Below are 16841 nucleotides of genomic sequence, written 5' to 3'. Positions count from 1 at the left end.
GAATGTTTTCGACGACGCCGTTCAGTTCCGCTGAACGGTCCCGCGGGCCGCGGCCGTCTCGCGGAGGGCGGCGAGCACCCGGGCGACCGCCGTGCCCTCCTCGGCGCCGCGCCGCACCGCCGCGACGACGTGGCGGCGCGGCTGGTCGGCTGAGAGGACCCGCATGACGACCCCGGAGCCGCCGCGGCGGTCGGCGGCGGCCATCCGGGGGACGAGCGCGATCCCGAGCCCGGCCTCGACCATGGCGAGGATCGCGGTCCAGCCGGAGGCGCTGTGCGCCTGCTCGGGGACGAAGCCGGCGGCCTCGCAGGCGGCGGTGGTGATCTCGGACCAGGGGCCGGAGCCGCCGAAGATCCAGGGCTCGGCGGCCAGGTCGGCGAGGCGCAGGCCGGGCGCGTCGGCGAGCGGGTGGCCGGCGGGCAGGGCGATGTCGAGGGGGTCGGCGAGCAGCGGTACGCGGCTGAACTTGGGGTCGCGCGCGGTGGGGGCATGGGCGGCGAGCGAGAGCGCGAGGTCCGCCTCGCCGGCGGCGAGCAGTTCGTACGCCTCCCCCGCCTCGGCCTCCCTGATCCGGACGTCGAGCCCGGGGTGGGCGGTGCGGAGCCGGCGCACGGCGGGGACGAGGAGGGCGGGCACGGAGGTGGAGAAGGCCGCGACCCGCACCTGGCCGGCCTCGCCCCGCAGGTAGCCGTCGAGTTCGGCGTCGGCGCGCTCCAGCTGGGCGAAGACCGCTTCGGCGTGGCGCAGGACGAGGTGGGCGGCGTCGGTGAGGCGGACGCGGCGCCCGTGGGCCTCCAGGAGCGGCACGCCGAGCTGCCTGGCGAGGTTGGTGAGCTGCTGGGAGACGGCCGAGGGGGTCATGAGCAGGGTCTCCGCGGTGGCGGTGACGGTCCCCCGGTCGCGCAGGGTGCGCAGGATGTGCAGCTTCTTGATGTCCCACTCGGTCATGGGCGCAATGTATCCGGGGCCTCCCGCCGGCCGGCCGGGGCCGGGGGTTCGGGGGGCGTCGTGGCCCCGGCCCGTGCGGCGGGCCGCCCTCCGGCCGCGGAGCCGAGCGCCACTCCGCCGAGGATCAGGACCATGCAGACGCCGCCGGTGGGGCCGAGCTCCTCGCCGAGGAGGGCGTACGAGAGCAGGGCGGCGCAGACGGGTTGGAGGTGGTAGACGACTCCGGCGCGGGCCGCGCCGATCAGGGAGATCGCCTTGTTCCAGGCGAAGAAGGCGACGGCGGAGGAGAGCACGCCGACGTAGAGCAGGGGGCCGACGGTGGCGGGGACGGCGGGGAAGCCTCCCTGGACGGCGAGGGAGACGGCGTAGGCGGGGGCGAGCATGAGCGCGCCGAGCACGAAGGTCGTGAAGAGGAAGGCGAGTCCGTCGATCCCCTCGGGCCTGCGCTTCAGGAGCGCGCTGTACGAGGCGAAGGAGAGGGCCGCCGCGAACATCCAGAGGTCGCCCGCGGCGAGGTCGATCGCGAGGGATCCCTCGCCGACGAGCAGCAGCACGCCGAGGACGGCGACCGTCATGCCCAGGAGGCGGCGGGTGCCGAGGCGTTCGCCGCCGAGCCGGGCGTAGCCGGCCATGAGCACCGGGGAGGCGGCCATGATCATGCCCATGTTGCCGGCGGAGGTGGTCAGGCCCGCCTGGTGGACCAGGGTGTTGTAGAGGGCGACGCCGAACAGCGAGGCGAGGGCCGTGAATCCGAGGTGGCGGCGGATGACCGCGCGCTGCCGCAGGAACGGGCGGACGGCGAAGGGGGCGACCGCGAGGAGGGCGATGGTCCAGCGCCAGAAGACGGCCTGGACCGGCGGGACGGAGTCGGCCATGTCACGGGTGGCGACGAAGCTGCCGGACCAGACGACGGTGGCGAGGAGGGCGAGGAGCAGACCGGGACCGACCCCCTTGACGGGGGCCGGTCCCGGGAGGAGGCGGGGGCCCGCGGGCCCGGCCGGACGGCGGTCGGGGGCGGGGGCCAGGGTCGGGTGGCCGGGGTCGGGGGCCCCGGCCGGTTGGCCGTCGGGGGCGGGGGCCGGGTGGCCGTCGGGGGCGGGGGCCGGGGTCGGGTGGCGGGGTGTCGTCAGGGGCATGCCGCCTACCGTCGCACCGCCGAAACCTCCAGGTCCATCGAAACTTCCTGACGGTTCCTTTCAGCAGAAGCGAACGGTAGGGCGGGCTCGGACTTCGCCGGGGCGAGCTGGCCGACGAGGGTGGCGCCGAAGGCGATCGCCATGCCGAGCACCTGGACCGGGCCGAGCGCCTGGCCGAGCGCGGCCCAGCCGATGACGGCGGCGGTGAGCGGGGAGAGGGGGCCGAGGAGGGTGGCCGAGGAGGCGCTCAGCCGCTCGATGCCGCGGAACCAGAGGAAGTACGAGATCGCGGTGTTGCCCAGGGCGAGGTAGGCGTAGCCGGCGAGGTGGGTGCCGGTGAGGGCCGGCGGGGCGCCCTCGGCCAGGAGGGCGAGGGGGAGGATGACCAGGCCGCCCGCGGTGAGCTGCCAGCCGGTGAGGGCGAGGGCGCCGACCCCCTCGGGGCGGCCCCAGCGCTTGGTGAGGACGATGCCGGCGGACATCGAGAGGGAGGAGAGCAGTCCGGCCCCCACGCCGGTCGCGTCGAAGGCGGCACCGGCCTGGAGGACCACGAGGCTGACGCCGAAGGCGGCGGCGACGGCGGTGAGCAGGGTGCGCGCGGTGGGCTTCTCGGCGAGGAGGAGGGCGGCGAGACCGACGACGAAGAGCGGGCCGACGGAGCCGACGACGGCGGCGACGCCGCCGGGCAGCCGGTAGGCGGCGAGGAAGAGCAGGGGGAAGAAGGCGCCGATGTTGAGCGCGCCCAGGACCGCCGCCTTCCACCACCAGGCCCCCCGGGGGAGCTTGCGGGTCAGCGCGAGGAGCAGGAGGCCGGCCGGGAGGGCCCGGACGAGGCCGGTGAAGAGGGGCCGGTCGGGCGGCAGGAACTCGGTGGTCACGAAGTAGGTCGAGCCCCAGGAGATCGGGGCGAGGGCGGTGAGCGCGACGACGGCGGCCTTACGGGACACGGCAGGACTCCCCCTGAAGCGGTGCGGCTCCGGCGGACCGGGGCACGACTGGCTTGGCGGTAATTAACTTAGCACTAAGCTACTTGCTTGCAAGTTACTTTTTTGCCATCGAGCGGGAAGGGGCGGAAGACTGGGGCCATGAAGACGCAGCCCCCGGCGCACGACCCCGTCGACGCGATCATCGACCAGTGGGCGGTGGTCCGCCCCGATCTGGAGACGCTCCCCATGGAGGTCTTCGGGAGGATCTACCGGCTGGCCGTCGCCATGCGCGGCCGGGTGGACAAGGCGTACGCGCCGCACGGCATGGCGCTCGGGGAGTTCGACGTGCTGGGGACCCTGCGCAGGTCCGGGAGGCCGTACACGCTCTCGCCGCGCGAGCTGACCGCCACCCTGATGATCACCACCGGCGGGATGACCGGCCGGCTGGACAAGCTGGAGAAGGCCGGGCTGCTCACCCGCAGCCCCGACCCGCACGACCGGCGGGGACTGCGCGTCACCCTCACCGAGCGCGGCCGGGAGCTGGTGGACCAGGCGGTCGTCGCGGGCCTGGAACAGCAGCGCGAGGCGCTGGAGTCGGCGCTGACCGAGGAGGAGGCGGAGCAACTGGCCGGCCTGCTGCGGAAGCTGCTCGCGACGACCGCGTGAGCCCGGCGGCGCGTCTGCGGGGCCTCAGGAGACCCGGGGAACATCAGGGGACCCGGGGAAGCCGACGGGCTCCGGGGACGCCGACGGACCCCGGGGGCCCGAGGGGTCCCGGGGGCGCCACGCCGTCGCGCGGGCCCGGCGGCGCGGGCGCGCGGCCGGACGGAAGAACGCGGGGGCGCCGCACGGCCTCGATGGCCGTGCGGCGCCCCCGGAACGGGCGGAGGAGGCGGTCAGGCCTTCTTGCGGGACTTGTCGAGGACCATCACCAGGCCGACGATGACCAGGAACAGCACCAGCGGGGCCGCCACGAAGAGGCCGAGGGTCTCGATGACCTCCAGCTTGGGGGCCGGGTCGTCACCGTCGTCGCGGGTCAGCGCGAGCGCGGGGGACGACATGAGCAGCATCATCAGCGTCGTACCGGCCGCGACGGCGCCGGCGCGCAGGGCGTTCTTCTTGTCCACGGTGCAAAAGTAGCGAACACCTAAACGGCCCGCGCGCCCGGGGGTGCCGTACGGGCTCCGACCCCCTCGGCGGCGGTCCGCAGCAGCGCGTGCGCGCGCGGCGAGGCGGCGATCCGCTCCAGGGTCAGCGGCTGCCCGCCGGGGCCCGCCACCGGCAGCCGCCAGTTGGGGTACTCGTCCCAGGTGCCCGGCAGGTTCTGCGGTCTGCGGTCCCCCACCAGGTCGGGCAGCCACACCCCGACCATCCGGGCCGGGGTGCGGGCCAGGAAGCGGTGGAGGGCCCGGATCTCGGCCTCCTCGTCCCCCGGCCCCTCCGGGAGCAGCCCGAGCCGCTGGAGGACCCCGCGCCACTCGGCGGTCTCCGCCGCGTCCGCGGCCCGCTCGCGGGCCAGGTCGCCGCCGAGCAGTCCGAGGCGGTGGCGCAGCAGCACGTGGTCGCCGGAGAGCCGGGCGGCGGTGGACGGCAGGTCGTGGGTGGTGACGGTGGCCACGCAGTCGGCCCGCCACGCCTCCGGCGGCAGCGGGGCGCCGCCGCCGTCCCAGTCCCGCTCGAACCAGAGCACCGAGGTGCCGAGGACCCCCCGCGCGGCCAGGGCCTCGCGGACGCCCGGCTCGACCGTGCCGAGGTCCTCGCCGACGACCAGGGCGCCGGCCCGGTGCGCCTCCAGGACCAGGACGGCGAGCATCGCCTCGGCGTCGTACCGGACGTAGGTGCCCTCGGTGGGCTCGCGGCCCTCCGGCACCCACCAGAGGCGGAACAGCCCCATGACGTGGTCGATGCGCAGCGCGCCCGCGTGGCGCAGGAGCTCGCGCAGGAGACCGCGGTACGGGGCGTAGCCGGCGGCGGCGAGGGCGTCCGGGCGCCACGGCGGCAGGCCCCAGTCCTGGCCCCGGGAGTTGAAGGCGTCGGGCGGGGCGCCGACCGACATCCCGGTGGCGAAGTCGCCCTGGCGGGCCCAGACGTCGGAGCCCTCCGGGTGCACGCCCACGGCCAGGTCGTGGACGATCCCGACCGGCATCCCGGCCTCCCTGGCGGCGTCGGCGGCCTCGGCCAGCTGCCGGTCCGTCAGCCAGGCGAGCCGGCAGTGGAAGTCGACCCGCGCGGTCAGTTCCGCGTCGGCGCGGACCACCGCCGCGGCGCCGTCCGGGGTGCGCAGCGCCTCGGGCCAGGACCGCCAGTGCGGGCCGTGGCGCTCGGCGAGGGCCTGGTGGGTGGCGTGGTCCTCCAGGGCGCGGCCGCGCTCGGCGAGGAAGTCGTGGAAGTCGGCGCGCCGGCCGGGGCCGGGCTCGACGCCGGCCACGAGCTCCAGGGCGCGGAGCTTGAGCGCCCAGACGGCGTCCCGGTCGACGGCGGCGCCCTTGCCGAGGACGCTCTCGCGCAGCTCGGCGGCGGCGGCGAGGATCCGGTCCAGCTCGTCGCGGCGGCCGGCGGCGAGGTGGGCGTACTCGGGGATCTGCTCGATCCGCAGGTGGACGGGGTCGGGGAAGCGGCGCGAGGAGGGACGGTACGGGGACGGGTCGGAAGGCGCCCCGGGCACGCCCGCGTGCAGCGGGTTGACCTGGACGAAGCCGGCGCCGTGCGCGCGGCCCGCCCAGGAGACGAGCTCGCGCAGGTCGCCGAGGTCGCCCATGCCCCAGGAGCGTTCGGAGAGCAGCGAGTAGAGCTGGACGAGCAGGCCGTACGCGCGCGTGGCGGGGGCCGGGACCCGTGCGGGGGCGACGATCAGGGTGGCGCGGCCGGTGCGTCCGTCGGGCGCCTCGGCGTCCACGGTGTGCACGCCGAGCGGCAGCCGCGCCCAGTCGTCGCCGTCGTGCGGGGCGCCGGACTCGGTGGTGACCCGCAGCCGGGTCCCGTCGGGCAGTCCGGGCGGCGGGGCGGGCGGCCCGTCACCGGTGTGCCGGACGAGGGTGGGCGGGAGCAGCCGCTCCCGGTCGGCCCGCTCCGCCGCGCCGAGGGAGGCGGCGACCGCCTCCGGGGTGGTCGCGTCGACCCCGAGCGCGCCGAGCACCGCGATCACGGTGGCCTCGGGCACGGGCGCGGTGACGCCCTCGGACGGGCTGAACGCGGTGGCGACGCCGTGACGGGCGGCGAGGCGGGCCAGGGTCACTTCACACTCCGGGGGACTCCGTGCCGCACCGGTCTGCGGGGGCGGCGGGCTCGCTGGTGAGGGGTGCCGCGCCGGTGAGGGGCGGCTCGCTGGTGAGGGGCGCGGTGCCGGCCAGGGGCGGCTCGCTGGTGAGGGGCGCGAGGGCGGTCCACGAGGGCTCGCTGGTCAGCGGCGCGGGGGCGGACGGCTCGCCGGCGGGCGGCGCGGGGGCCGCGGACCCGCCGGCCGGCGGGGTGCCGTCGGTGGTGGTCTGGCGAGGGATCCGTATCCGTCCGGTCAGGGGGCGGGCGGTCGTGGTCACGGGGGTCTCCCGGTTCGGCTCGACGTGGTGGCCGGGCGGCTGGTGACCGGCGGCCGTGGGTGCGACGAGGGATAGCCCTACCCATCGCTCCCGCCTTTGCCCCTTTTACCGGGGGAAGGTGGCGAAAGGGCGACAGCTCGCCGGAGGTTCACCGGGCAAAGCAGACACTTCGCCCTGTCGCATTGACACTTCCGTGCGACGGGTGGTGGGGTCGTAACCCGCTCGTTACCAACCGGCCGGGCAGGGACCGCCCATGACGATCCGGCGGTTCCCGGAACCGGCGAAGGGAGACCCCGTGACCCCCGTGCGTCCGGGCCGCGGCCCGCGTACGGCGACCGCGGTCGCCGCCGCCGTCATCGGCGGACTCCTCGGCGGGGCCGCGTCCGGCTCCGCGGCGGCCGTCCCGCTCCCCGCGACGGTGCCCGACCTCGCCGCCGCGCCCGCTCTCCCCGCCTTCTCCGCGGGTCCTGCCGCCTCGCCGGACGGGCCCGCGCCGCGCATCGGCTCCGCCTACGCGTCGGCCCCGGTGCCCTCCGTGTGGCCCCGGCCGCAGTCGCTGACGGCCGCCGGGCCCGCCGTGCGCCTCGGGGAGACGGTGACCCTGCTGGCGGACGGGGACGCCGATCCGTACGCCCTCGTGGCGCTGCGGGAGCTGCTCGCCGGCGCCGGGGTGCGGACCGTGCGCACGGCGCTGCCGGGCGCGGGTCCGGTGATCCGCGTCTCGGGCCCCTCCGGGGAGGCGGCGCAGGAGGCGCTGGCCGCCTTCGGGGTGGCCGAGCGGGGCGACCTGCCGTCCGGCGGCTACCGGCTGGCCACCGGCCGCTTCGGCGGGCGGGACACGGTGGTCCTCGACGGGGTGGGCGAGGACGGCCTCTTCCACGCGGTGCAGACGCTCCGCCAGCTGCTCGGCGAAGGGCCCGCCGGCGTCGGCGGGGAGGTGCCCGGCGTCGTCGTCCGGGACTGGCCCGGCACGGCCGAGCGGGGGCTCGCCGAGGGCTTCTACGGCACGCCCTGGACGAGTGCGCAGCGCCTGGCGATGGTGGACTTCCTGGGCCGCACCAAGCAGAACCGCTACCTCTACGCGCCCGGTGACGACCCGTACCGCGCGGCGCAGTGGCGCGATCCCTACCCGGAGGCGCAGCGGGCCGGGTTCCGCGCGCTGGCCGAGCGGGCCCGGGCCCGGCACGTGACGCTGGGCTGGGCGGTGGCCCCGGCCCAGTCGATGTGCCTGTCCTCGGACGCGGACCTGGCGGCGCTGACGCGGAAGCTGGACGCGATGCGGGAGCTGGGCTTCCGCTCCTTCCAGCTCCAGTTCCCCGACGCCGGGTTCGGCGAGTGGACCTGCGACGAGGACGCCGACGCCTTCGGGCGGGACGCGGCGGGCGCGGCCCGCGCCCACGCGCGCGTGGCGAACACGGTGGCCCGGCACCTCGCCGAACCGTCGGACGGCCTCCCGGCGGCGGAGCCGCTGACGGTGCTGCCGACGGAGTACTACCAGAAGGGCACCAGCGAGTACCGCTCGGCGCTCGCCGGGGCGCTGGACGCGCGCGTGCGGGTGGCGTGGACGGGCGTCGGCGTGGTGCCGCGCACCATCACCGGCACCGAACTGGCCGGGGTGCGGGCGGCCCTGGGGCAGCGGCCGATGGTCACCATGGACAACTACCCGGTGAACGACTACGCGCAGGACCGGCTCTTCCTGGGGCCGGCCACGGGCCGGGAGCCGGCGGTGGCGGCCGGTTCCGCCGCCTATCTGGCGCACGCGATGGAGCAGCCCGCCGCCTCCCGGATCCCGCTCTTCACCACCGCCGACTTCGCCTGGAACCCGCGCGGCTACCGCTCCGGGGAGTCCTGGCGGGCGGCCGTCGCCGACCTGGCGGGCCCCGACCCGGCGGCCCGGGCGGCGCTCGGCGCGCTGGCCGGGAACGCGGCCTCCTCGCTCCTCGCCCCGGACGCCGAGTCGGCCGGCCTGAAGCCGCTGATGAGCGCCTTCTGGACGGCCCGGGCCTCGGGCACGGCGGCGGCCCGGGAGAAGGCCGGGCGCGCGCTGCGGGACGCGTTCACCGTGATGCGGGAGGCGCCGGAGCGGCTCTCCGGCACGGCGGGCGGGACCCTGCGGGCCGAGTCCGGGCCCTGGCTGGAGCAGCTGTCGCGGTACGGGGCGGCGGGCGAGGCGGCCGTCGACATGCTCCTCGCGCAGGGGCGCGGCGACGGGCCGGCGGCCTGGAGGGCGCAGCTGCGCCTGGAGCCGGTGCGCCCGCGGATCGAGGCGAGCGGGGCGACGGTCGGCGACGGGGTCCTCGACCCGTTCCTGGACCGGGCGGTGAAGGAGGCGGCGGCCTGGACCGGCGCGGACGGGGACCCGGAGCGCGCGGTGGACCGGGCGACCGGCTCGTACACGGTGAAGCTGGACCGGGCCCGGCCGGTGGAGTCGGTGACGGTGCTGGCCGGACCGGCGGCGAAGGCCCCCGCGTCCGGGGAGCCCGCGGAGGGCGGGGGGTCCGGCGCGGACGGCGGGACGCACGCGCGCGTGGAGGCCTTGGTGAGCGGCGAGGGCTGGCGGTCACTGGGGCCGCTGTCGTCGTCCGGCTGGACGCAGACCGACCTGAAGGGGCTGCGTGCCGAGGCGCTGCGGATCGTCTGGGACGGCGAGGGCCCGGCGCCCGACGTGCGCTCCCTGGTGCCGTGGTTCGCGGACGGTCCGGAGGCCGGTCTGGAGCTGTCCCGGACGGAGACGGACCTGGAGGCCGGCGGCGCGGCGGGCCGGGTGGAGCTGGAGCTGACGGGGCGGCGGGCGGCCGGGGTGCGGGGCCCGCTGACGGCGAGGGCGCCGAAGGGCGTCACCGTGCGGCTGCCGAAGGAGGCCTCGGTGGCGCGCGGCGGCACGACGACGGTGCCGATGGAGGTGTCGGTGGCTCCGGGCACGCCGTCCGGGGAGTACCGGGTGCCGGTCTCGTTCGCGGGCGAGGAGCGGGTGCTCACGGTCCGGGCCTTCCCGCGCACCGGCGGCCCGGACCTGGCCCGGTCGGCGACGGCCTCCTCGTCGGGGGACGAGACGGCGGACTTCCCGGCCGCGCTGGCGGTCGACGGGGATCCGGCGACCCGCTGGTCCTCCCCGGCGGAGGACGGGGCGTGGTTCCAGCTGGAGCTGGCCGAGCCGGCCCGGATAGGGCAGGTGGTGCTGCACTGGCAGGACGCGCACGCCTCCCGCTACCGGGTGCAGGTCTCCGCCGACGGCCGGAACTGGCGGACCGCGGCGACCGTCACGGACGGGCGGGGCGGCCGGGAGTCGGTGCGGATGGACGCGGCGGACACGCGCTTCCTGCGGGTGCAGGGCGAGAAGCGGGCGACGCCGTACGGCTACTCGCTCTGGTCGGTGGAGACCTACGCGGTGGCTCCCGAGCGGACCCCGGAGACCCCCGGGGCCCCCAAGGCCCCCCGGGCACCCGGGACGCCCGGGCTCCCCGGGACGCCCCGGGTGCCCGTGACGCCGGAGAAGGGCGCGGCGGACGGGGACGCGGCGGACGGGGACGCGCCGGAGGAGGGCACCGCTCCCTGAGCGGCGCCCTCGCCTCCGTACCGCGCCCCGCCTCCGTGCCGCGTCCGCGCCCCGGGGACGCGGAAGGCCCGGATCTCAGCCGGTCGTCAACGCCCCCGCGGGGGTGTCGGCGACGGAGTCGATCCGGGCCATCGCGTCCTCGGCGCCGTACGGCGTGAGGTAGGGCAGCCACCGTGGGTCCCGGTGGCCGGTCCCGATGATCCGCCAGGCCAGGCCGGTCGGCGGCGCGGGTTGGTGGCGCAGCCGCCAGCCGATCTCCCGCAGGTGCTTGTCGGCCTTGAGGTGGTTGCAGCGGCGGCAGGCCGCCACCACGTTCTCCCAGGCGTGTGTCCCGCCTCGGCTGCGGGGGATGACGTGGTCGACGCTGGTCGCCACTCCCCCGCAGTACATGCATCGGCCGCCGTCGCGGGCGAAGAGGGCCCGGCGGGTCAAGGGAACGGGCCCCCGGTAGGGGACCCGCACGAAGCGCTTCAGCCGTACCACGCTGGGCGCGGGGACGATCTGATGCTCGCTGTGCAGGAAGGCGCCGGACTCCTCGATGCAGAGGGCCTTGTTCTCCAGTACGAGGACGAGTGCGCGGCGGAGCGGTACGACGCCCAGGGGCTCGTACGACGCGTTGAGGACCAGGACATGCGGCACGGATGCCTCCTATGGCGCCGGCGGCGCGTGGCTCGCGCCGGGACGAACTGCTCTCAGTCTCTCCTCATGCCTGGTCGGAGCGCCACCACGTTCCCGCGATCGCGCGGGGCGGTCCGGACGTGTTCTCGACCACATCGGCATGTCTTCCGGGTATGTGCCCGGGTGAAGTCGGTCTCTCCCTCGAACAGGGCAACGGTTCCGCGTCCGACGCCCCGTTAGGGTGGATGGCCTGCGTACGCGATGCCTGGAGGTTGTCCCGTGTCCTGGTCCGTCCTGGCGGCCGCCACCGATCCCGAACCCATCCCGGTGACTCTGGACGAGGCGGCGGAGAAGGCCACCAACGCGGCGAGCTGGGTGGAGGAGAACTGGTCCACCTGGCTGAACACCGGTCTGCGCATCCTGCTGATCGTGGTCGTCGCCCTGCTGCTGCGGTGGGCGGTCCGGCGCGCCCTGACGAAGCTGATCGAGCGGATGAACCGCTCCGCCCAGGCGGTGCAGGGGACGGCGCTCGGCGGACTGCTCGTCAACGCGGAGCGCCGCAGGCAGCGGTCGGAGGCGATCGGTTCGGTGCTGCGGTCGGTGGCGTCGTTCCTGATCCTGGGCACGGCCGGGCTGATGGTCCTGGGCGCCTTCGACATCGACCTGGCGCCGCTGCTCGCCTCGGCCGGTGTGGCCGGTGTGGCGATCGGCTTCGGCGCGCGGAACCTGGTGACCGACTTCCTCTCCGGCGTCTTCATGATCCTGGAGGACCAGTACGGCGTCGGCGACTCGGTCGACGCGGGCGTGGCCTCCGGCGAGGTGGTCGAGGTCGGGCTGCGGGTGACCAAGCTGCGCGGGATCGACGGCGAGATCTGGTACGTGCGCAACGGCGAGATCAAGCGGATAGGGAACCTCAGCCAGGGCTGGGCGACGGCCGCGGTGGACGTGACGGTCCGGCCGACGGAGGACCTGGACCGGGTGCAGGGCGTGATCGCGGCCGCGGGCGAGGCGATGGCCAAGGACGAGCCGTGGAACGAGCGGCTGTGGGGTCCGGTGGAGGTGCTCGGTCTGACCGAGGTGCTGCTGGACTCGATGACGGTCCGGGTCTCGGCGAAGACGATGCCGGGCAAGAAGCTGGGCGTGGAGCGCGAGCTGCGCTGGCGGATCAAGCGGGGCCTGGACGAGGCCGGCATCCGGATCGTCGGCGGGCTGCCCCTGCAGGCCGAGGAGGCGGCGCCGGCCGATCCGACGGCCGGCATGGCCGCGCCCTCGGTCTTCTCCAACGCGGCCTCGCCGCAGTCGGCGGCGGCCACCCCGCTGCCGAGGACGGACCTCGGCAAGCCCTGACCCGGGCCACCACGACGCCCCCGCCGGTAACGCTTCGGTCGCCGTCGGGGGTGTCGTGCGTGTGCGGGTATTGACGCCCCGGCGGCGCCCGTCCTACCGTCCTCCCACCGGATAGGAAACTTTCCTAACAGTGTGGTGGGGGAAGCCGGGGCCGAGAGGCCCCACAATGGGCCTCCGGCGTCGAAGGGCAGGTGCGAACCGTCATGGCAGGTACCCAGGGAACCCCTGGCACCCCGCGCGTGCTGCGGGCCATGAACGACCGCGCGGCGCTCGACCTCCTCCTGGAGCACGGCACCCTCTCGCGGACCCGGATCGGCAAGCTCACCGGCCTCTCCAAGCCGACCGCCTCGCAGCTCCTCGCCCGCCTCGAAGCCGCCGGCCTGGTCCGCGCCACCGGCACCACCGAGGGCCGCCCCGGCCCCAGTGCCCAGCTGTACGCGCTCGACCCGGGCGCCGGGTACGCCGCCGGCCTCGACGTCAACCAGCACCGCATCCGCGCCGCCGTCGCCGACATCACCGGCGCCGTCACCGGCGAGTACGAGCTCCGCACCGGGGGCCGCACCGGGGACGGCGTGGTCCGGCAGGTCACCGGCGCCCTCGACGGGGCGGTCAAGGCCGCCGGACTCACCCGCGCCGACGTCCGGCGCCTGGTCATCGGCACCCCCGGCGCCTTCGACCCGGCCACCGGACGGCTCCGGTACGCCTCCCACCTGCCCGGCTGGCACTCCCCCACCCTCCTGGAGGAGCTGGCCGCGGTCCTGCCCATGCCCTTCGAGTACGAGAACGACGTCAATCTGGTGGCCGTCGCCGAGCGGGCCCTGGGCGCCGCCCGCGGCCACGAGGACTTCGTGCTGCTGTGGAACGAGGAGGGCCTGGGCGCCGCCCTCGTCCTCGGCGGCCGGCTGCACCGCGGCTTCACCGGCGGCGCCGGCGAGGTCGGCTTCCTGCCGGTCCCCGGCACCCCGCTGGTCCGCCAGGTCACCAAGGCCAACTCCGGCGGCTTCCAGGAGCTCGCCGGCGTCCAGTCGGTGCCCGGGATCGCCCGGGCGGCCGGCATCGACACCCCCGACCGCCCCTACGTGCCGGTGGCGTCCGGGCTGCTGGCCCGGGCCGCCGAGACGCCCGACGAAGGCCCGTACGCGGAGCTGCTCGACCGCTACGCCGAGCGGGTCGCCACCGGTCTCGCCTCCCTCGTCGCCGTCCTCGACCCCGAACTGGTCGTGCTCTCCGGAGACGTCCTCATCGCCGGCGGCGAACCGCTGCGGGCCCGCGTCCAGGCCGAACTGGCCGACCTCGCGGCCTCCCGGCCGCGGCTCGTCCTCACCGCCGTCCCGCACGAACCCGTGCTGCGCGGAGCGCTGGAGAGCGCCCTCGCCACCACCCGCGACGAGGTCTTCGACACCTCGCGCTGACCCGTCCGCACCCCCTTCGACCTCCCCGCACGGCCACCCCGGACGCGCCCGCGCCCCGGGCCGACCCCACACGCCCCCACCCTCCAGGGAGACATCGTCATGCCCGCACGCACCCGCAGAGCAGCCGCCGCGTTCGCCGCCACGGCCTCGCTCGCCCTCTTCGCCACCGCCTGTACCGGCTCCGCCGGCAACGCGGCGGGCGACGACCCGAAGGCCGAGACCACGATCACCCTCTGGCACGGCTGGTCGGCCCCCTCCGAGGTGAAGGCGATCGAGGACAACGTCGCCCGCTTCACCGCGGCCCACCCCAACATCAAGGTGAAGGTCGTCGGCAACATCAACGACGACAAGCTCGGCCAGGCGCTGCGCGCGGGCGGCTCGAACGGCCCGGACGTGGTGGCCTCCTTCACCACCGCCAACGTCGGCAAGTTCTGCCACACGGGCGCGCTCGCCGACCTGAAGCCCTTCATCGAGAAGGACAAGCTGGACCTGGACAAGATCTTCCCGAAGGTCCTCCAGGACTACACGCAGTTCGAGGGGAAGCGCTGCACGCTGCCGCTGCTCTCCGACGCGTACGGGCTCTACTACAACAAGGACGCCTTCAAGGCCGCCGGCCTCGACCCGGAGGCCCCGCCGAAGACCTGGAGCGAGTTCACCGAGGTCGCGAAGAAGCTGACGAAGGCCAAGGGCGACTCCTACGAGCGGCTCGGCTTCATGCCGAACTACCTCGGCTACGAGACGGTCGTCTCGCACTACATGTCGCAGTGGGGCCACGGGGGCTACTTCGGCGCCGACGGCAGGTCGACGGTCGGCACGGACCCCGGCTTCGCCGAGATGATGACGTACCAGAAGTCGCTGGTGGACGCGCTCGGCGGCTTCCAGAAGCTGGACAAGTACCGCACCACCTTCGGCGACGAGTGGGGCGCCAAGCACCCCTTCCAGACCGGCCAGGTCTCCATGCAGCTGGACGGCGAGTGGCGGCTGAACTTCATCAAGGAGGCCAAGGTCCCCTTCGAGGTCGGCGTCGCGCCGCTGCCGGTCGCCGACGACGAGACCGCCGAGTACGGCAAGGGCTACCTCTCCGGCACGATCATGGGCATCGCGCCGCAGTCGAAGAAGCAGAACGCCGCCTGGGAACTGGTCAAGTACATGACCACGGACACCGAGGCCGTGGTCGCCTTCGCCAACGCCATCGGGAACGTCCCCTCCACCCTGGAGGCCCTGAAGTCCCCGAACCTGAAGTTCGACCCGCGCTTCAAGACCTTCCTGGAGATCGCCCAGCACCCGAAGTCCACCACCTCGGACGGCGCGGTGAACGGCTCCGCCTACCAGGACACCCTCCAGAAGTTCGCCCAGCAGTACGAGAAGGGCCAGGTCACCGACCTGAAGAAGGGGCTCGCCGACACCGCCGCCCAGATCGACCGCGACATCGCCGCGGCGAAGTGACGGCCGGATCCCACCCATGAGCACGGACACCCTGCCCGCGACGGAGGCGGCCGCCCCGGCCGCCTCCGGCCCCGGGGGACGCAACACCCTGCGGGCCAAGCGCCGGCGCAACGCGCTGCGGACCCTGGCCTTCATGTCGCCGTGGCTGATCGGCTTCGGCGTCTTCTTCGCCTACCCGCTCGTCTCGACCGTCTACTTCTCGCTGATGAAGTACGACGGGCTCAACCCGCCGGAGTGGCGCGGCCTCGGGAACTGGGAGTACGTCTTCACGTCCTTCCCGCAGTTCTGGCCTGCCCTGCGGAACACCCTCTGGCTCTGCGTCGTCATGGTGAGCTGCCGGGTCCTCTTCGGCCTCGGCATCGGCATGCTGATCACGAAGATCAAGACCGGTGCCGGGATCTTCCGGACCCTGTTCTACCTGCCCTTCCTGGCCCCGCCGGTCGCGGCGACGCTCGCCTTCGTCTTCCTGCTCAACCCCGGCACCGGGCCGGTCAACGCCCTGCTCGAAGCGGCCGGACTGTCCGCCCCCGCCTGGTTCACCGACCCCGCCTGGGCCAAGCCCGCCCTCACCCTGCTCGCGGTCTGGGGCATCGGCGACCTCATGGTCATCTTCATGGCCGCCCTGCTCGACGTCCCCAAGGAGCAGTACGAGGCCGCCGAGCTCGACGGGGCGGGACCCTGGCAGCGGTTCCGCCACATCACCCTGCCGAACATCTCGCCGATCGTCCTCTTCGCGGTGGTCACCGGGATCATCGGCGCGATGCAGTACTACACGCAGCCGATCGTGGCCTCCAAGGTCGCCTCGGGCGTGATGGGCGGCTCCGGCGTCACCTTCGTCCCCGGCTACCCGGACGACTCGACGCTCACCCTGCCGCAGCTCGTCTACAGCCTCGGCTTCAGCCAGTTCAACTACGGCGCGGCCTGCGTGGTGGCGCTCGTGCTCTTCGCCTTCTCCATGGCCTTCACCGCGCTGCTCATGCGCCGGCGCGGCGGCCTGATCGGCTCGGGTGACTGAACGATGACCACGACCGTGAACCCGCCCGCCGCCCCGGCCGGCACCTCCCCGGGCCCCGCCGCCCGGCGGGCCCGCCGCAAGGCGGTGCTGCACTGGATCGCCGTGCACTCCCTCGGGATCGCCGCGGCCCTCTTCTTCGTCCTGCCCTTCGTCTTCGTCGTCCTCACCTCGCTGATGAGCGACCAGCAGGCGCTCACCCGCGACCTCACCCCGAACTCCTGGCACTTCGAGAACTACGCCAAGGTCCTCGGGACGGAGGGCTTCCTCACCTGGTGGAAGAACTCGCTGCTCTACGCGGGACTCGGCACCGTCCTCGTCGTGGTGTCCTCGACGCCCGTCGCCTACGCCCTCGCCAAGTTCCGCTTCCGCGGCCGCCACCTGTCGATGCTGCTCGTCATCGCGATGATGATGCTGCCGCCGCAGGTCGTGATCATCCCCATGTACCTGTTCTGGGCCAAGCAGATGGACCTGTCCGGGTCGCTCTGGCCGCTGATCATCCCCCTGGCCTTCGGCGACGCCTTCGCGATCTTCCTGCTGCGCCAGTTCCTCCTGACCATCCCCGACGAGTACGTCGAGGCGGCCCGGATCGACGGCTGCGGCGAGGTGCGCACGCTGCTGCGGATCGTGCTGCCGATGGCGAAGCCCGGCATCGCCGCCGTCGCCCTCTTCCAGTTCTTCTACTGCTGGAACGACTACTTCGGGCCGCAGATCTACGCCTCCGAGAACCCGGCCGCCTGGACGCTCAGTTACGGCCTGGAGTCCTTCAAGGGCGCGCACCACACCGACTGGAACCTGACCATGGCCGCGACCGTACTGGTCATGGCCCCGGTGATCCTCGTCTTCTTCTTCGCCCAGAAGGCGTTCGTCGAGGGAGTCACCCTGACCGGAGTGAAGGGCTGAG

General features: G+C 74.7%; 14 protein-coding genes. 7 read left to right on the top strand and 7 right to left on the bottom strand.

Annotated elements, in window-relative coordinates:
- Positions 1-21: 21 nt before the first annotated feature.
- Genes IE287_RS04680 through IE287_RS04670 form a run of 3 tightly spaced genes read right to left on the bottom strand, consistent with a single transcriptional unit; the run spans position 22 to position 3031 of the window.
- Positions 22-948 (bottom strand): LysR family transcriptional regulator, encoded by a 927-nt coding sequence (locus IE287_RS04680; RefSeq protein ID WP_189847581.1) that lies wholly within the window; start codon positions 946-948, stop codon positions 22-24.
- A complete protein-coding gene (locus IE287_RS04675; protein ID WP_229883274.1) occupies positions 945-2084 on the bottom strand; it encodes a DMT family transporter in 1140 nt (379 codons plus the stop codon). The genes IE287_RS04680 and IE287_RS04675 overlap by 4 nt, the downstream gene beginning before the upstream one ends.
- Before the next feature lie 5 nt (positions 2085-2089).
- The gene (locus tag IE287_RS04670) at positions 2090-3031 is read right to left on the bottom strand and encodes an EamA family transporter (protein WP_189847580.1); all 942 of its coding nucleotides are present in this window, start codon (positions 3029-3031) and stop codon (positions 2090-2092) included.
- 138 nt (positions 3032-3169) lie between these two features.
- On the opposite strand from IE287_RS04670, the gene IE287_RS04665 reads away from it, so the two are divergent.
- Positions 3170-3676, top strand: a complete 507-nt coding sequence (locus IE287_RS04665) for a MarR family winged helix-turn-helix transcriptional regulator (protein WP_189847579.1) — start codon at positions 3170-3172, stop codon at positions 3674-3676.
- Between the two features lie 230 nt (positions 3677-3906).
- On the opposite strand, the gene IE287_RS04660 is transcribed toward IE287_RS04665, so the two are convergent.
- From IE287_RS04660 to IE287_RS04650, 3 genes are read right to left on the bottom strand one after another with little or no spacing between them, the layout of a single operon-like run.
- Positions 3907-4137: a hypothetical protein gene (locus IE287_RS04660; RefSeq protein WP_189847578.1), complete on the bottom strand. Its 231-nt coding sequence runs from the start codon at positions 4135-4137 to the stop codon at positions 3907-3909.
- 20 nt (positions 4138-4157) lie between these two features.
- Positions 4158-6245, bottom strand: coding sequence for a 4-alpha-glucanotransferase (gene malQ, locus IE287_RS04655; RefSeq protein ID WP_189847577.1), 2088 nt, complete (start codon positions 6243-6245; stop codon positions 4158-4160).
- Position 6246: 1 nt separating this feature from the next.
- Complete coding sequence (locus IE287_RS04650) at positions 6247-6546, bottom strand: hypothetical protein (protein ID WP_189847576.1); 300 nt, start codon at positions 6544-6546, stop codon at positions 6247-6249.
- A 304-nt stretch (positions 6547-6850) separates the two neighbouring features.
- Between IE287_RS04650 and IE287_RS04645 the strand changes: the two genes are divergently transcribed.
- Positions 6851-10102: a glycoside hydrolase family 84 protein gene (locus tag IE287_RS04645; RefSeq protein WP_189847762.1), complete on the top strand. Its 3252-nt coding sequence runs from the start codon at positions 6851-6853 to the stop codon at positions 10100-10102.
- A gap of 75 nt (positions 10103-10177) precedes the next feature.
- On the opposite strand, the gene IE287_RS04640 is transcribed toward IE287_RS04645, so the two are convergent.
- A complete protein-coding gene (locus IE287_RS04640) occupies positions 10178-10741 on the bottom strand; it encodes an HNH endonuclease (protein WP_043230089.1) in 564 nt (187 codons plus the stop codon).
- 258 nt (positions 10742-10999) lie between these two features.
- On the opposite strand from IE287_RS04640, the gene IE287_RS04635 reads away from it, so the two are divergent.
- The 5 genes from IE287_RS04635 to IE287_RS04615 all read left to right on the top strand — a co-directional run bounded on the left by IE287_RS04635 (position 11000) and on the right by IE287_RS04615 (position 16840).
- Positions 11000-12067 (top strand): mechanosensitive ion channel family protein, encoded by a 1068-nt coding sequence (locus tag IE287_RS04635; protein ID WP_189847575.1) that lies wholly within the window; start codon positions 11000-11002, stop codon positions 12065-12067.
- Between the two features lie 203 nt (positions 12068-12270).
- Positions 12271-13479, top strand: a complete 1209-nt coding sequence (locus IE287_RS04630; protein ID WP_189847574.1) for an ROK family transcriptional regulator — start codon at positions 12271-12273, stop codon at positions 13477-13479.
- A 99-nt stretch (positions 13480-13578) separates the two neighbouring features.
- Positions 13579-14925, top strand: coding sequence for an ABC transporter substrate-binding protein (locus IE287_RS04625; protein WP_189847573.1), 1347 nt, complete (start codon positions 13579-13581; stop codon positions 14923-14925).
- A gap of 133 nt (positions 14926-15058) precedes the next feature.
- Positions 15059-15940 (top strand): carbohydrate ABC transporter permease, encoded by an 882-nt coding sequence (locus tag IE287_RS04620; protein ID WP_229883297.1) that lies wholly within the window; start codon positions 15059-15061, stop codon positions 15938-15940.
- Positions 15941-15943: 3 nt separating this feature from the next.
- On the top strand, positions 15944-16840 hold the full coding sequence (locus IE287_RS04615; protein WP_189847571.1) for a carbohydrate ABC transporter permease: 897 nt from the start codon (positions 15944-15946) through the stop codon (positions 16838-16840).
- Position 16841 lies beyond the last annotated feature (1 nt).

Source organism: Streptomyces omiyaensis, from assembly GCF_014650895.1.
Lineage (GTDB): Bacteria > Actinomycetota > Actinomycetes > Streptomycetales > Streptomycetaceae > Streptomyces > Streptomyces omiyaensis.
Note: the sequence above shows the minus strand (reverse complement) of the source record. Positions and strands in the feature narration are given on the sequence as shown.

Excerpts from the sequence above, each read along its gene's own strand:
- IE287_RS04625 (WP_189847573.1), top strand. The coding sequence starts at position 13,579 with ATGCCCGCACGCACCCGCAGAGCAGCCGCCGCGTTCGCCGCCACGGCC.
- IE287_RS04630 (WP_189847574.1), top strand. The coding sequence starts at position 12,271 with ATGGCAGGTACCCAGGGAACCCCTGGCACCCCGCGCGTGCTGCGGGCC.
- IE287_RS04680 (WP_189847581.1), bottom strand. The coding sequence starts at position 948 with ATGACCGAGTGGGACATCAAGAAGCTGCACATCCTGCGCACCCTGCGC.
- IE287_RS04615 (WP_189847571.1), top strand. The coding sequence starts at position 15,944 with ATGACCACGACCGTGAACCCGCCCGCCGCCCCGGCCGGCACCTCCCCG.
- IE287_RS04620 (WP_229883297.1), top strand. The coding sequence starts at position 15,059 with ATGTCGCCGTGGCTGATCGGCTTCGGCGTCTTCTTCGCCTACCCGCTC.
- IE287_RS04675 (WP_229883274.1), bottom strand. The coding sequence starts at position 2,084 with ATGCCCCTGACGACACCCCGCCACCCGACCCCGGCCCCCGCCCCCGAC.
- IE287_RS04665 (WP_189847579.1), top strand. The coding sequence starts at position 3,170 with ATGAAGACGCAGCCCCCGGCGCACGACCCCGTCGACGCGATCATCGAC.